Origin of the sequence: Ruegeria discodermiae (assembly GCF_030758345.1) — a bacterium.
Taxonomy (GTDB): domain Bacteria; phylum Pseudomonadota; class Alphaproteobacteria; order Rhodobacterales; family Rhodobacteraceae; genus Ruegeria_C.
Genome location: NZ_JAVAMO010000024.1, coordinates 33,058 through 49,039 on the forward strand (window position 1 = coordinate 33,058; position 15,982 = coordinate 49,039).

General features: G+C 59.8%; 12 protein-coding genes. 6 read left to right on the plus strand and 6 right to left on the minus strand.

Annotation, left to right across the window (positions count from 1 at the left end; genetic code table 11):
- Positions 1-44: 44 nt before the first annotated feature.
- From rfbB to Q5Y75_RS26210, 3 genes are all read right to left on the minus strand, one after another.
- Positions 45-1,097 (minus strand): dTDP-glucose 4,6-dehydratase, encoded by a 1,053-nt coding sequence (gene rfbB / locus Q5Y75_RS26200; RefSeq protein WP_306203123.1) that lies wholly within the window; start codon positions 1,095-1,097, stop codon positions 45-47.
- Positions 1,094-1,654 (minus strand): dTDP-4-dehydrorhamnose 3,5-epimerase, encoded by a 561-nt coding sequence (gene rfbC / locus Q5Y75_RS26205; protein WP_306203125.1) that lies wholly within the window; start codon positions 1,652-1,654, stop codon positions 1,094-1,096. Before rfbC ends, rfbB begins: the two co-directional genes overlap by 4 nt.
- Before the next feature lie 70 nt (positions 1,655-1,724).
- Entirely contained in the window at positions 1,725-2,885 is a 1,161-nt protein-coding gene (locus tag Q5Y75_RS26210; RefSeq protein ID WP_306203127.1) for a Gfo/Idh/MocA family protein, read from the minus strand.
- Between the two features lie 610 nt (positions 2,886-3,495).
- On the opposite strand from Q5Y75_RS26210, the gene Q5Y75_RS26215 reads away from it, so the two are divergent.
- The 3 genes from Q5Y75_RS26215 (at position 3,496) to Q5Y75_RS26225 (ending at position 7,600) form a co-directional block, all read left to right on the plus strand.
- Positions 3,496-5,664, plus strand: coding sequence for a GumC family protein (locus Q5Y75_RS26215; protein WP_306203129.1), 2,169 nt, complete (start codon positions 3,496-3,498; stop codon positions 5,662-5,664).
- A 101-nt stretch (positions 5,665-5,765) separates the two neighbouring features.
- The gene (locus Q5Y75_RS26220) at positions 5,766-7,178 is read left to right on the plus strand and encodes a GMC oxidoreductase (RefSeq protein WP_306203131.1); all 1,413 of its coding nucleotides are present in this window, start codon (positions 5,766-5,768) and stop codon (positions 7,176-7,178) included.
- Positions 7,175-7,600, plus strand: a complete 426-nt coding sequence (locus tag Q5Y75_RS26225; RefSeq protein ID WP_306203134.1) for a hypothetical protein — start codon at positions 7,175-7,177, stop codon at positions 7,598-7,600. The genes Q5Y75_RS26220 and Q5Y75_RS26225 overlap by 4 nt, the downstream gene beginning before the upstream one ends.
- Here Q5Y75_RS26225 and Q5Y75_RS26230 read toward each other — a convergent pair.
- Entirely contained in the window at positions 7,567-9,309 is a 1,743-nt protein-coding gene (locus Q5Y75_RS26230; protein ID WP_306203136.1) for a hypothetical protein, read from the minus strand. The two genes, Q5Y75_RS26225 and Q5Y75_RS26230, sit on opposite strands and share 34 nt — an antisense overlap.
- 595 nt (positions 9,310-9,904) lie before the next feature.
- Here Q5Y75_RS26230 and Q5Y75_RS26235 point away from each other — a divergent pair.
- Entirely contained in the window at positions 9,905-10,795 is an 891-nt protein-coding gene (locus Q5Y75_RS26235) for a hypothetical protein (protein ID WP_306203138.1), read from the plus strand.
- Here the strand turns inward: Q5Y75_RS26235 and Q5Y75_RS26240 are convergent.
- Together Q5Y75_RS26240 and Q5Y75_RS26245 are read right to left on the minus strand one after the other, a co-directional pair.
- Positions 10,706-11,794: a glycosyltransferase family 2 protein gene (locus Q5Y75_RS26240; protein ID WP_306203140.1), complete on the minus strand. Its 1,089-nt coding sequence runs from the start codon at positions 11,792-11,794 to the stop codon at positions 10,706-10,708. The genes Q5Y75_RS26235 and Q5Y75_RS26240 overlap by 90 nt on opposite strands.
- A gap of 1 nt (position 11,795) precedes the next feature.
- Positions 11,796-12,746 carry a glycosyltransferase family 2 protein gene (locus Q5Y75_RS26245; RefSeq protein ID WP_306203142.1) on the minus strand — a complete coding sequence of 317 codons (951 nt, stop codon included), beginning with the start codon at positions 12,744-12,746 and terminating at the stop codon, positions 11,796-11,798.
- A gap of 704 nt (positions 12,747-13,450) precedes the next feature.
- On the opposite strand from Q5Y75_RS26245, the gene Q5Y75_RS26250 reads away from it, so the two are divergent.
- Both Q5Y75_RS26250 and Q5Y75_RS26255 read left to right on the plus strand, forming a co-directional pair.
- On the plus strand, positions 13,451-14,740 hold the full coding sequence (locus Q5Y75_RS26250; protein ID WP_306203144.1) for a glycosyltransferase family 4 protein: 1,290 nt from the start codon (positions 13,451-13,453) through the stop codon (positions 14,738-14,740).
- A 321-nt stretch (positions 14,741-15,061) separates the two neighbouring features.
- Positions 15,062-15,982: family 16 glycosylhydrolase (locus tag Q5Y75_RS26255; protein WP_306203146.1), on the plus strand; the 921-nt coding region annotated here is incomplete at its 3' end.

Sequence of the window (15,982 nt, forward strand, 5' to 3'; positions counted from 1 at the left end):
TATGCCTCCGGCGGGGATATTTTTGGCCAGATGAAACATGCGGATCAGGCTTTGACCCCCAGCCGCTCGCCCACGCCCGACCGGTTTTGCAGTGCGCGCCACCAGGCCTCGTTGTCGAGATACCACTGAACGGTTTTTTCCAGCCCCTGTTCCAGCGTCACGCTGGGCCGCCAGCCCAGCTCGTCGCGGATGCGACTGGGGTCGATGGCGTAGCGCAGATCATGGCCGGGACGGTCGGTGACAAAACTGATCTGCTCTGCATAGGGTCTGTCTGCGGGTTTCTTGCGGTCGAGGATGGCGCAGATCATCCGTACCAGATCGATATTCTTCACCTCGTTCTCACCGCCGATATTGTAGCTGCGCCCCAGCGCGCCTTTTTGCACCACGGTCAGCAGCGCCTCGGCGTGATCCTCGACATAGAGCCAGTCGCGCACATTCTCGCCCGCGCCATAGACCGGGATCACCTTGCCCGCCAGCGCGTTCAGGATCACGACGGGCACCAGTTTTTCGGGGAAATGATAGGGGCCGTAATTGTTGGAACAATTACTCAGCACCACCGGCAGCCCGTAGGTCTCATGCCAGGCGCGCACCAGATGGTCGCTGGCCGCCTTGGAGGCCGAATAGGGCGAGCGCGGATCATAAGAGGTGTCTTCGGTGAACTGGCCGTCGCGGTCGGGATCGGGCCCCAGCGAGCCATAGACCTCATCGGTCGAGATATGGTGGAAGCGGAAGGTTTGCGGTTTTCCCTGACCCACCCAATAGGCGCGCGCGGCCTCCAGCAGCGTATAGGTGCCGGTCACATTGGTCTCAATGAACGTGCCGGGCGCGTCGATCGAGCGGTCTACATGGCTTTCGGCGGCCAGATGCATCACCGCATCCGGTTGATGGTCGGCAAAGACCGCATCGAGGGCGGCGCGGTCGCGGATATCAGCCTCTATAAAGGTATAACCGGGCGCATTGGCCACGGGGGCCACATTGTCCAGACAGGCCGCATAGGTCAGCGCATCCAGATTGACCACGCGGTGCCCGTCGCGGATTGCGCGACGCACCACCGCCGATCCGATGAACCCGGCCCCGCCGGTGACCAGCAGCTTCATGCCGCGCCCTCCCAGACAAAGGGGCTGTCGAAATCGGCCAGCGCAGGAGCGAGCGTATCCTTGTCGCTCAGGACCGGATCACCGGTAAAGCCCCAGTCGATGCCGCAACTGTCCCAGCGCACCGCGCCGTCACATTCGGGGGCGTAATAATCGGTGCATTTATAGCAGATCTCGGTCTCGGGCTGGCGGGTGACAAACCCATGCAGGAAGCCGGCCGGAACCAGCAACTGCTTGCCGTTCTCGGCGCTTAGCTCCACCCCTGTCCACTGCCCGTAGGTGGGGCTGCCCTTGCGGATATCGACCACCACGTCGAACAGCGCGCCGCGCCCGCAGCGCACCAGCTTGTCCTGAGCAGCGGGTGGCGCCTGAAAATGAAGGCCCCGAATGGTGCCCACCTGCATGGAAAGCGAATGGTTGTCCTGCACGAAATCCAGCGTGATCCCATGCTCGGCCAGCAGGCGCTTGTTCCAGCTTTCGCTGAAGAATCCCCGCGCATCGCCAAATCGTGCGGGGGTCAGAATCCGCACACCCGGAAGGGCGGTCTCGTCAAAGTTCATTTTCCGGGACCCTTCTCGAAACCCCTCCGGTTTTCATAACAACGCATATACGGGATGTCACCGCGCCGTTTCAGATCTTTGTCATGGGCTCCACCGGCCCAGGCGCGGTGGTCGGGATATACTCGGCTCCGAAAATCTCCGGATGCTGGATGGCCAGCGAGACTTCGGTAATGTGCAGCGAAAACTCTCCGGCCAGTCGCGGCGCGGTGCCCTGCCGTATCGCCGTGGCCATTTCAGCGATCCCCAGCGCGAAATCCATCGGATAACCCCGCTTGGCCGTTGATATCTCGCGCGAGGGTTCAGGGCTGATCCGTCGACCGAAATCAAGCCCGAACAGCTTCTTGGCCCCGCGACGCAGCCGGGTTGCGGGCACCGGCGAGGAGCGGACGCGGGCAGAGAAATTCCAGGTCTCGTCCAGGCTGAGCACCCCATCCTCGCAAATGATCCGGAACTGGTGATCATGCGGTGCCAGAATGCTGTTGGTCAGCCGCGCGGCCAGACCGTTGTCAAATTCCAGACAGGCGGCGGTGAAATCCGGGGTCGCATAATCCGGCGGCGTGTGCGGGCCCTTGTCGCGGATCAGGCAACTGGCAAAAGAGACCATGCGGCGCACCGGCCCGAACATGCCGACCATCCAGGTCAGCGCATAGCCTGCATGTTCCAATGTGCATCCGGTCTGAAATTCGTTCTCGGCTGGCCAATAGGCACCTGATGCGGTTTTCCAGTTCTCATAGCCGATCCGGTGCACCATGCCATCATCCATCTCGGCATAGATCAGGCGCGGTGTACCCCGCTCGCCGCGGCGCACCGCCTGATACAATGTCTGCGCCGCAGGCCCCAGGAAACTGGAGGGCGCCGAAACCACCTGAAGCCCCCGTTCCTCGGCCAGTTCGACCAGGTGACGCGCTTCGCCCAGGTCAAGTGCCAGGGGCTTTTCGGAATACACATGCCGCCCCGCTTCCAGGCATTGTTTGGTGATTGCGTAATGTTGATCGGGCGGTGTCAGGTTGACCACGATCTCGACACCGGGATCGGCCAGCACCGCGTCGAGGCTGGCATATTCCGCAAGGCCATAATGTTTTGCGAATGTTTTCTGTCGCGCAGGATTGATGTCATGGATGCCGCGCAGGTGCAGCAACTCGGTCCAGTTGGCAAGCGTCGCCTGGTACAGATCGGCCACATATCCGCAGCCGACAAACGCAATCCCGACATGTTCTGAATCGCTGGTCATCGCTGTGGACGCCTCTTGCCGTTCTGGAAACGGGAACTCTCTGAAGCAGTCAATTTATAAACACGTAAAAAATGCACCGTCACCCGAACAACCCCTTGCGGTCAGCAATTATGACCATTTCATCCGATGTTACAATCTTTGCCGGAGGGGGGTGCAACTTGCGCTGATCCGGATGTCTTCCGCTTACGCTGTTTTGTCCGGGTGTTTCAAGTTTGAAAAGCGAGACAGGCGCGCGTGGGCGCGTTTGCGGTGCCGGGGGCGCAATGAGGGTTTGCCCGATAATGTCGCGGATGCGGCCCGCCTCCCCTGTTTTTGATGAACAATGCCCTGATTTGGGCCAGATTACCCTTCCTTCTGTTGACAGTGCTCGCTGGTGAGGCGCAAATCCCTGTGCAACCAGCGTCCTGACTTTTCAAAGATTTAAATCGGATGTAGTCTCAGAAGCTGGAACCTGGCTGTTTCGGTCGATAATCTTCGCCCATGAGTGGTCTTTTGGGCGTAGGATCGCTTCTGTAGTGTGTGAAAGAAGTTGTGTGAACGTTTTGGTGTTGTTCTCGGAAGCTGATGAAGACGTATGAATAAAGTTATACCGCCTGACAGAAAACTGGATATGCGCTTGCCCAAAGCTGCGGAATCCCAACCCAAGACGCTTGAGTTCTTGGATGTGGTGCAGGCGTTCCGCCGTCGCATGGTTCTGATTACGATGACGGGGGTGCTGTGTCTGGCACTTGCCGTATATTACCTCACGACGATCACGCCGACCTATACATCCGGCGGCCAGCTTCTGCTGGGTGGCCAGGGGCTGAGCGAGCAGAACTCGTTTGATCTGGTCGAGGCCCAGGTGCTCAGCAATGCGGTGATCGAAGGCGAGATCGCGATCATGCGGTCCAACGACATCCTGATCAACGTGGTGCGCAAGCTGAAGCTGGATGAAGATCCGGAGTTCAACCCCAGCCTTCGAGAGCAGAGCGTGCCGAACCCGGTGATCACCTGGCTCAAGACAACGGCGAAATCCATTCTGCGACCGGAGCGGTCCCAAAGCGACACTGTGGCCATCACAGGCGGGGCGGGGAATCTGGAAATTCTCGAGGCGGCATCGCTCAATGAGCAGCTGGTCGGGGATCTGGGCGCTGCTGTCGGCATTGTCCGAAGAGGGTTATCCATCCGCCAGCAGGGCACATCCTTTCTGATGTCGGTGCAGGCCACCTCCGAGAGCTCGCAAAAGGCGGCTGCCATCTCGAACACGGTCATGAGCGAATATATCCGCTTTCTCGCCGATAAGCGTTTCCAGGCGGCAAGCCGGTTTACCGGCTGGCTGGAAGGGCGCGTCGAGGAACTGGCCAATAATGTCGAGGAGTCGGAGCGGGCGGTTCTGGAATTGCGCAGTGCCATGGAAGCGGATGCCGATAACGGCGCGCGCCTTGACCAGCAGATGCAGGAATTCACCACAAAGCTGGTAAATGCGCGTGCCGAGCTGGCCCAGGCCGAAGCTCAGATTCGCCGCGCCACGCTGGTGAACGATGCCGAAGGCCCGCTTGCGACCGCCAATATCCTGACCAGCGATGCCCTGGTCGATTTTCGCCGGACACTTGTGGAACTGAGGCGCGAGGAAACCGCAGCAGCTTCGGGCTTTTCTGACGAATCCGCGCAGGTTGCCTCGATTCGGCGTGCGATCGCGCGCACCGAGGCGGATCTGGCCACCGAGGTGGAAAACCTGCTGTTGCAGCTGAACAACCGCGTGGAGACCCTGCGGCTCAACGTGAGAACGCTGGAGATCAGCCTGCGCAGTTTCGAAGGCCTGAATCTGGAGCGTTCCAGGCAGCTGATCGAATTGAACCAGTTGCAGCGCGTGGCCGATATCAACCTGCGTGTCTACGAGGATTTTCTTGGCCGCTACCGGGAGATCAGCGAATTCCAGAAAATCCCGATCTCGGATGCAAGGGTCATCCGCTACGCAACCCCGCCCAGCAGTCCCTCGCATCCGCGCAAGAAGGTTGCCGCGGTGCTGGCCCTGATTGGTGGCCTGACGCTTGGTGCGGCACTGGCATTGGCACTGGAATGGAGGCCCAAGAGGCTTTCGGCGCCCCGACAGATCTTCAGCGCGACAGGGCTGGCCGTTTTCGGCAGCACGCCGCGCCTCAGGAAAACCGGTTCGGTGCAGGATCTGCTCCGGCGGTTGTCGCAGGATGAGGATCTGGCCCGGGCCGCCCTGAACCTGGCCGACAATATCAATCTGCATAATGAGCAGTCCCTCAGGTCCATCTTCTTCACGTCCTATAATGCAAATGACAGCAAGACGCTGTCGGCCGTGTTGCTGGCCTGGGCGAGCGCCCAACGCGGCAAGAAATGTGTGCTGGTGGATGGGGACTTCCGGACCGCACAGCTGACCGCAAGCCTCGGCGTGTCGGACAGGGCCAGTTTCCTGTCGGCAATCCACAGCCAGAAACCCCTGAACGAATGTGTGGTCGCCACGAATTCCGAGGGTGGTTTCGATTGTATCGGAACCCAGACATCCGCGGCGGATCCGTCGATCATCTACAGCGCCGAGCGGGTTCAGGACCTGATCTCATTGCTGCGCAAGGCCTATGATGTCGTGATTATCGACGCACCTGGCCTTGACGATGTTTCAAACAGATTCGCCACTTTGAACTCCCAGGATCTGGGTATTTTCACCATTGAGGCCAACAAGGTCACCCTGGGCAGAATCACCGATAATCTGAATATATTCAGGGACATGAAGCTTGGCGGCGCCGGTATTATCCTGAACGGACCCGCCTGATCCATCTGCAGTAGAGCAACCGGCCTGCACGCGGCGCAGGCCTATATTTTCGGGTGCGGTACCGGAGCACGCCCCGCAACAGGAACAGATAGGACCGAGATTTGAGACCCATATCCGCGGAAGACGCTCAAAAGACCGGCTGGGACGTTATCCTGGTCGGGTCGAGCTTTGCGGCGTGCTTTTTTGCCTACAAGCTGAAGGGCAGGGAGCTGAAGGTCCTCTTTGTCGAACGCGGCCCTTTTATCGATCACGTCACCCAGCTTGAAAACCGCCTGGCCCCGTCCTTTCCCGGCGTTGCGCAGGAGAACAGTTCCGGGCAGCGCAAGGACTGGACCGTGCGCCATCAATTCGGCGGCTGCTCGAACTGCTGGTGGGGGAATACGCCGCGCCTGCAGCCCAGCGATTTCGAACTGCAATCGCGCTATGGCGTGGGTCAGGACTGGCCGATCTCTTATGTCGATCTTGAGCCGTATATGGTCGAGGCCGAATATCTGATGGACATCGCCGGCTCGGATGAGGCCGGATATGCGCCGCGCAGCGCGCCCTATCCGTTTCCGCCGCATGTGCCGACCCGCGCCGAACGCAAGCTGTTTGCCGCCGAACCGAGCTGGCAGCCAATGCCCTGCGCGCGCTCCAATGGCGGTCGGCGCGCCAATTGCTGTGTGTCGGGGGCCTGCAACCTGTGCCCCATCGATGCGAAATTTACCATCCTGAATGCGCTGGACCTGTTCGAGGATGAGGGGTTCCATTTCCTGCTTGATGCGGAATGCCGGACCGTCGAAACCGCAGCCGGTCAGGCGACGGGCATTGTGGCCAACACCGCCGGGGCTGGTCCGATCACGCTGCGCGCCGATTTCGTCGGTCTGGGGGCCAACCCGATCTACAATTCCGCCATTCTGCTGCGATCGGGCATCGGCTCCGATCTGGTCGGGCGCGGCATTCATGAACAGCTGGGCCAGTTCGTCTGGGTCGATATCCCGTTCGACAATTATTATGGCGGCACCTCGCTGACCGGCATGGGCTATGGGTTCTATGATGGTGATTTCCGCCGCGAGGCGGCCTCGGTGATGATCGAAAGCTGGAACGCGCCACAATCGCTGCGGCTGGAGCGTGGAAAATGGCTGCACCGGCTGAAGCTCAAACTGGTGGCCGAGGATCTGCCACTGGCCGAAAACCGGGTGGTTCTGAAAGAGGATGAGCCGGTCATTCAGTGGACCGGGCATAGCGACTATGCCTATGCCGGTCTGGCCCGTGCGCGCGACATGATCTCTTCTCTGATCCCGTTTGAACATGAGATCGTCCGGTTTGGTGGGTTCGAGCCGACCGAGGCGCATATTGTTGGTGGCACGCCGATGGCCACGGACAGTGCGGGCGGGGTCGTCGATAAATCCTGCCGCGTCTTCGGGGTTGCGAACCTGGCCTGTCTCGGGGCGGGCGCCTTCACAACAGGGGCCGCCGCCAACCCGACGCTGACGCTGTCGGCGCTGTCTCTTTATGCGGGGGAAACGCTATGACCATGCGCCGCCGGATGTTCCTGATCGGCGGGGGCGCCGCCGCCGCGCTGGTGGCGGTGCCGCTATCCCTGGGCGGCACAACCGCGTTTCTTCGGCGCACGCTGCGAGATCATTTCGGACCCGAGGTTCTGCAGCTTGACGGTATCGATGATTTCGTCACCGAATTTGCCTCCCTTGCCGGAGAGGGCAGCCCGGCCAAACGGCTGGCCGCAGAGATGTATTTTGCCTGGTACGGCGACCGGCTGCGCATGATCGGCCCCGCAGCCGCGCTGAAGGACCGGTTTCTGTATACGATCCTGACCAGAAGCAACATTATCGCCATCCAGCAGCAGCGTGAGACACAGTTTGATTATGGCTCCGTCGACCCCTGGCTGCCGGAATGTGATCCCTACCTGTCTGCCGTGGCTGACGAGACGCTCTGAGGTTCGGATTGGCCCGACAGAATCCGCCCGGCAGCCGAAGGCGTGCCGAAATCCGGTAGCCGGTCGCAGTCGGCAGGCAGGCTCATGGTCTCGCCATGCCGCCAGCCAACCAGCGAGGACCCGCTTCCTGTCTGCAGCGTAAAATGCAGATCCGCATCCCGGGTGTCCTGCAGAAGCCGGGTTATGTTGGGGTGCCGGACACCGGGCTGGTTGGTTATGAAAACGCCCACGGGGGTACAGCGGACCGTCAGTTCAAAATCCGAGAAATCTCCGATCAGGGGTCGACCGGTCCTGTGATCAACGCTGAACGACGGCATATTCGTGCCGCGGGAATACAGAAATTCCGAAAACCGTGGTCTGTTATAGGCCAGATCGAAATCACCCAGCCATTCGACAGCGCGCATTTCCTCTTCAGTCACGATGAGCGCATTGTCTGCCAGCCATGGGGCAAGCAGGGTCTCTGCATCCGTCCATTGCCAGCGGGTTTTGCCTAGCAACGTGTTTTCGTCCTTCCCCAGCATCAGCTTGGTGCTGCGGATGAAGGCCGGATTGGCAAAGACGAGAAATCCTGCCGCGACGATCAGCACCAGCCAGGCGAAGGGTTTCTTCAAAGAGGCGGGCAGCAGGAACGACATCGCCTCAGCCGCGCCGTCTTTCAGAAACCGCCACACGGCGGGAAACACCGCCTGCAGGCCGATGCCCCAAAGCACGAAGAAGAACGGCATTGTCGGATAGAGATAACGGATATTCTTCAGCCCGCCGAAGGATTGCAGCACGAAGGTTGTTGCAAACAGTATCAGACAGAAAGAGGCTGGCAGGAAATTGGCCCGCAACGCGATAATGGCGATAACAGGGAACAGCGGCCAGAATGTGGGATAGTTGTCCCGGAAATCCCGGTGATAGAAGGTCGTGTCATTCTGGGCAGGCCAAGGTTCCCAGGTATATGTGGCCCAGAGCCATTTCAGTTCCGCGGCAAAAACACCGCTCACCAGGATAGCCACGACCACGGCCAGCACGAGGCCGACCCCCCACCACAGTCGCGGATATGCCCGCAGCCAGCCCGGCGCAAAGACCAGAAGCACCCAGAGCCCGACCGCGCCCACCCCCACGGCCGTCAACACCTGCAGGTCGAGGGCAAGCAGAAAGAGAACAGCCGCAGCAGCCAGGGTGACCAATTGCCATGCCAGCGACCTGAACTCGACAAGGGCGACATAGACCAGCAGGGCTCCGGCCACAAAAAGCACGCCCTGCAGCGAATAGAAGCGGATATATTGCGCAACCTCGATGCCGTTCGGCCAGAACAGCAGGAAAACCAGTGCAATCAGGGCGGTCACAACTCCGCTGACACGATAGGCCCAGGCCACGACCAGCGACACCAGAAGCGCACCGGGCAGGATCGACGGAATCAGACGCGCGGCACTGGCCGATTGCTCCCCCATGATCCCGAAGCTCAGCGCGATCAGCTGGCTGAAACGGGCGGCCCGGTCATAGATGCCGTCCAGAACGGCAAAGCTCTGGTTCTCCTGCCAGCTGACAGAGGGCAGATACTGATAGAGCTCATCATAGATCAGCGGGTGATCGATCATGCCGACCCGGGTGAGAAGAGCTGCGGCAAACGCAGCCACACCGATCAGCACAAGCGCAACGAGGCTTGTTGCGGGATGATCCTGGCGGGTGAGAACGCGGTTCTGTTCCGGTTTATCGGTCACTGACATTTCCCTATGGGCCGTGCGGGCTTGTTCAAACACTCAGATGTGCCAGGCCCGCGCAGACCCGACCGGCAAAAAGCCGATATCGGACCTGCTTGAAGCTGCGGGGAACGGTATGTCCCGTCAAAGCACCATCTAACTGTGTGATTGCAAATTGCGGCCAAACTCCAATTCCGTCTGCCGTCCCCCGGTATGTGCCATCACACAAGCAGGCGACCGCCTATAATGGACAAGTGAAACAGGGCCTTCGCCATTCGTCAATTCGAAGCAGGCAACGCCGCTTTTCGACAGCCTCAATGGCGCGCGACGCGGAACAATGTACCAGCAGGGCAGGGAATGACCGCGTGCTCAGGCAGACGGATCCGTCAATTTCGGCCCGAACCGGCAGCGATATCACCGCGACATCCCGAATCAACTATTCGCACTGGCGGGTTTTGTTGTCGATTCCGGACCGGGGCGTTGATATGAAACAGGGATTCAGGGGTGGTATTGGGAAAAGAGGATGGTTTTGGACAGCGCCTGTCGCAACAGGGGGCTGACCGGCTTCGTGCCATATCAAGCGGCCATGCAGGTCAGAAAGCGCCTGGGCTGAGCCGTGCCCGCAACGCTTGGCCATATTGGGTTCCAGTATTTGGCAACCAAGGCATGCCTGCCCAAAGCCGATGCGAAATGGATATTGGCCGGGTGTGTGCTGCCGGATGTGCCGTGGATTCTTCAGCGGGTCGTTGTCGGCGTGACCGGCGCCTCATCGGTGGAGGTGCGGCTTTATGTGATCGCCCAGAGCAGCTTGCTGGTCACCTTGATCCTCTGTGCCTGTCTGGCCCTGTTCAGCAGGGCGCCCCGATCCGTTTTTGCCGTTCTGGCGCTTGGCGTGCTGCTGCATCTGGGTCTGGATGCTTTGCAGACGAAATGGGCAAACGGGGTTGTTCTGCTGGCGCCGCTACGGTGGGATCTGGTGAATGTCGGCTTGTTCTGGCCGGAAGACTGGCCGACCCATGCGCTTTATGCCCTGTCGGCGGCGGTCGGACTGTGGATCTGGATAAAGGAACCCAGATCCGGCGAGGACCTGCAATGGCCCCGCGGCTGGCGGGCGGTGGCTGCGGCGTTGCTGTTGCTCGCATATGCCGGTCTGCCGGTGCTTATGACAGAGGGCGCGCGGGCAGCGGATCTGCATTTTGCGGCAACGCTGGATGATGTGGAACACAGGGCAGGCAAGCCAATCGAATTCGACCGCAGCCGCCTCGACATCCGGCCTGAGGGCGCCCATCTGCAGGTCTGGACAGGAGAGGAGTTCCGGCTGCTTGCACCGGCATCGCTTCGGGGCGAGGTGGCCTCGATCCGGGGACGGTTCGAAACGCCAACGACGATCCGCGTCGCCGAGTTCCATCTTCACCCGTCAGGCGTCCGTAGCATCGCCTCTTATGTGGCTCTTGTGATGATCATCCTGTGGTGGGGCCTCTGCATCGTGGACCGCCTCAGGCTCTGATCCGGGCGCGGTCGAGGGGCGGCCACGCAGGACCTCTTCGATTTCATAGCTGCGCAACCTTCGGCTGGACGAGAAGATGATGATCTCGCCCACCAGACCCAGGGCCACGATCTGAATCCCCAGAACCAGCATCAGCACGGCAAAGACCAGAGCCGGGCGGTCTGCGAGAGGCGCGCCGAAAAAGAGCCGCTCGATCACCAGATAGGCGGTCAGCAGCGCCCCGATCAGAATGAGCGGCACGCCGACAGAGCCGAAGAACCGCAGGGGCCGCCTGAGGTATTTCAGGCCGACAAACAGCGTCAGAACATCGACCAGGGCCCCTACATGGGCATTCGGCTTGAACTTGTAGATATTCTGAACGTCGACATCCTTCACGACGGGCAGGTCCACCTCCTGAACGTCGTAGCCTTCCGAGGCGGCGATCAGCGGCAGGAAATGCTGCCGGACACCCAGTTCGGCCACCCGCAGAAACACATCCCGGCGTCCGGCCCGGGCGCGGCAGAAGACATCTTCGAATTTCTGCTGGAACAGCGTGTTCAGCAGGCCATGCGTGGCCCGGGCGCGGATCTTCTGCATGCCATTCCGGTTGAGCTCGGTCCGCCGTCCCACGGCCATGTCGGCCGGGCCGACCGCTTCGATCAGGCTGCCAACGGAACCGGGGTCAATCTCGGGCCAGCAGGGCAGGGTCAGGATGATGTCACCAACCGCCAGACCGATCCCCTGCTTGATCGCGGCATCCTCGCCATTCCACGGTCGCTGCGGAAAAAGCCTCAGGTTCGGCCATTGCGCGTCCAGCGGCTCCAGCACGGCACGGATGCCCGAGGAGGCATGTTCGAACACGATGATCATTTCATATGGTTCGGGCCGCGCGTCCAGGACGGTGCGATACGCGGTCAGCAGATCGGCCAGGCCTTTGCCGTCGCCTTCGGCGCTGACGATGACCGAGATCAGCCCGGGTGCGGTTGCTTCGGTTGCGGTCGGGTTCTGGTCGTGAATCATCTCAATCCTTCTCCGGCAGGGCGCGCGGAATGCCCCCCAGCCAATACAGTTCGGCAGGTCCGATCTGGCGATGTATCAGGGCACACACCACGCCGATTAAAAACAAAAACAACGTCAGAGAGCCGCAGAGCATGGCAACCGACGTATACACCATCACACTGCCCGATCCGGTCGCCCCCGTCCCGAACAGGATCGGCCAAGCGGACAGAAGCGCCATAATGGCGGCGGCGGCGGCAAGCCCGGTAAAGCGGCGCATCGGCCGGCGGGCAAAAAGCAGCAGGGTCTTGATCGCGATCAGGTCCAGCAGAACTTTGAAGATTCGCGACAGCCCGTATTTCGATTCTCCGAACTGGCGGGCGTGATGGCGCACGCCAACCTCGGCGATCCGGGCCCCGACGGGAAGCGTCATGGCGGGGATGAACCGGTGCATGTCGGAATAAAGCGGCACCCGTTTTATGATATTCGCCCGGTACACCTTGAGCGAACATCCATTATCCTTCACCGGCAGGCCCGTGACCTTGCCGATCAGCCGGTTGGCGATCATCGAGGGCAATTTGCGCGACAGCCATTTGTCTTGACGGTTGATCCGCCAGCCTATCACCATGTCATAACCTTCGTCGATCTTCGCCAGCATCATCGGGATGTCGCTGGGATCGTTTTGCAGATCGCCATCCATGGTCACCAGGACCGAGCCACGCGCATATTCGATACCGGCGGTCATCGCGGCGGTCTGCCCGTAATTCTTTCGGAATTTCAGCACAACGACCCGTGGATCCGCAGCGGCAAGCTCTGACAGTTTCTGAAAGCTCGTATCCGTCGATCCGTCATCGACGAAGATCAGCTCGAACGGCAGCCCGGCGCCATCCATTGTGTTGGCGACCTTGCTATAGAGCAAACCGACGCTGTCTTCCTCGTTCAATATGGGAACTATTATGGAATATCTGACGGCCAATGCCTTACTCCCGCTCGAACACCTAACAATACAAAGCCTTAAACACGCTACCAATATGGGCAGTTACTTCCGGGCGCGGGTTGACCCTAGCAATGGGGGGAGGTGAAAGCAATTCTCGAAAAGAGCGTGATCCTTAGACAGCCAATCACAAAAAACCTGAATCTGTCATGGCTGCGGCACGGTGCCGTGTGCACGGCAGGTGCGGAGGGCTCGAATATTTTACGGATTTAGGGGTAACAATTTGATTTATATAGAGATACTTTAACAAAGCGTATTCGCCTCTTTTTGGGCCTGTCCCCTGTCCCGGTCCTCAGTTTTTTTGGGAAGACTTGGGAAAACGCCTGTTCGACATCGAACAGCCCAGAACTAATCCGGCCTGCCACATGAAATTGTTCGCAAGACTTGCGCAGTCCGGGTTGCATCAGGCCCATGCAACGCATCAGGTGTCAGTGCGCACGGGGCCAGGCGTTTTGGTCGTTACAAGAAACGGCATCCCGATACCGGGTGCGGCCATCTTTGCGCCTTGGAAATACGCGCTTCACCTCAGTATCGCACTTTATACACATACAACTACTTGACCAAAGTAATTGGCGCGCGTTTGATGCGCCGAAAATGCAGGCACATACCGGGTACGGGCATCTTTGCACCAGCAAAGACGGGCTTGCGGACACAGTGGATTGGTATGTCAAAGAGGGATAGCTCTGATGGATGACCGGCATGCAGGGCAAACCCGGCGGCGCGCGGATATGCTTGTCGTTGCGCCACACCCGTTCTTCACGCCCCGCGGCACGCCGTTCAGCGTCTATTACCGCACGCTGGTTATGGCCGAGGCCGGGGTTCAGATCGACCTGCTGACCTACCACCCCGGACAGGATGTGGATATTCCGGGCGTTCGCATCGTGCGAATCCCACGTATCGGGTTTCTCGAACCGGTGCCGGTCGGTCCCTCCATCAAGAAGCTGTTTCTGGATGTGTTCGTTCTGTTCTGGACCATCGGCATGCTCATCCGGCATCGCTACGGGCTGGTGCATGCCCATGAGGAATCGGTGTTCTGGTGCCGGGCCCTGAAGCCATTTTTCCGATTCCGGCTGATCTATGACATGCATTCCAGCCTGCCCCAGCAGCTGGAGAATTTCGGGTTCACGAAATCGAAGATACTGATCGGGATTTTCCGCTTTCTCGAAGACAGCTGCCTGAAGGCAGCCGATGCGGTGATCACGATCTGCCCCGATCTGCGGGATTATGCGCTGCAGCAGGGCGTTGCCGAGGACAAGCATTTCCTGATCGAGAACTCGATCTTCGACGATGTCAGGCTGGCGGCGTCCCCCAGCGCCCCCGTGGCGGTGGATTCGAACGCTGAGGACGTCGTGTTTTCCGCAGATATCCCAACGATGGTCTATGCCGGAACATTCGAAAAATATCAGGGCATTGACCGGGTCATCAAGGCGTTTGCCCAGATCACCAATCAACACCCGAATGCCCGGCTGGTGCTGGCCGGCGGCACGCCCGAACAGGTGGCCGCCATGAAGGCGGTGGCCGCCGAGGCGGGGCTGTCAGATCAATGCGTGTTCACCGGCCGGGTATCAAAAACAACCGCGCTGCGGCTCAACAGAGAGGCGGATGCGCTGCTGTCGCCCCGCATCGACGGCACCAACACGCCGCTGAAGGTCTATGAACAGCTGGCCAGCGGAAAACCCCTGATTGCAACACGGATCTGGTCGCATACGCAGGTTCTTGACGATGAGTATTGTTTTCTGGTCGAGCCGACGCCGGACTCGATCGCCGAGGGCATGTGCGCGGTATTGGACAACCCGGAGGAGGCCGGACGGCGCGCCAGCAATGCCCGCGTGCTCTATGACCAAAAATACGCCCGCCCGATCTATGAGACCAAGATACGTGCGCTGTTGAGCGCGGTTGGTTTCAGGGATGCCACCCCGATGACACATACCCCGCAAGAGGGCCAGGCAGAGCCGGTTTCTTCGAGGCCGGACTGAGGGGCAACGGGCCTGCCGCAAGGGCGGCAAATGCCTGAATTTGTTTCACATTGATTCCATTTTCCGCCCCGGGGGCGACAGCGGGGCAGATTCAATCGGCGCGCGCCCGGGACACGAATCGCGCCGCTTTGAACCACCGTTGCAACTGCGGAAACAATCTCTGTGAGTTTATGGCACAGAGTTGATTTGCGCTCGGGGTCGTCTTACCTGTAAAGATAGTGTTTGGGGGGCTAAGATTGTTTGTCTATTTTAGCCATCAGTAGAGGTGTGGAATCGTCCTGGGGGGACTCTGCGCCGTTTGTTTTGTAGTGGGTTGGGGTTATGTCGACATTTTTGGAAGAATTTGACGGTCCGTTGGAGGCCGGTGTCTGGTTGGTATCAGATTACGCGTTGCCCGGGGGATGGATCGATACGGCCTGGTCCCCGTCCAATGTAACGGTTTCAGCCGGTCAACTCACCCTCACACTGGATGATCAGCCACTGGATGGGAAATCCTTCACCGGCGGTGAAATACGCACGATCGAGGATTACAGCTTCGGCAGCTATACCGTCACGATGCAAACCGCGGTCGGCAGCGGTGCCAACTCGACCTTTTTCCTCTATTCCCCCCAGACCGAGATCGATTTTGAATTCCTCAGCAGCGACCCGACCCAGGTCTTGCTGACCTATCACTTTGAGGGCGAGAGCGTCGGCACCCTTGTTGATCTGGGCTTTGACTCTTCTGCCGGGCTGCATGACTACACGATCGAGTGGGGTCCGGATTCGATCTCATGGTATGCAAACGGGGTCCTGCTGCATTCGGTGACCGACCCGGTCGACCTTGATGTACCAACTGCTGATGCGCAGATCTTCCTGAGCCTCTGGCACGGGACGCCAAGCTGGATGGGGGATCCCGATTTCGCCCCGTCCACATCCGCCATCTACGAATCCGTGAGTTTTACCGCGCGCACCGCCCCGATCGCACAGGACGACTGGGTGGTGCTGGCTGACGGCAGCCCGTTCGAGCTCGACCTGCTGGCCAATGACACGGATCCCGACGGCCCGGCACTTGCGGACAGCGATATCGTCATCACCCAGGCACCGGCCTTCGGAACGCTGTCGCAGGATCCCGGAACAGGCGCGTTTACATATACCCCCGACGACGCAAATTTCGTGGGCATAGACCGGTTCGAGTACAGCGTTTCGGATGCGAATGCCGAAATCTCCAACACCGCATGGGTGACCGTCCAGGTCGGGCTGGAC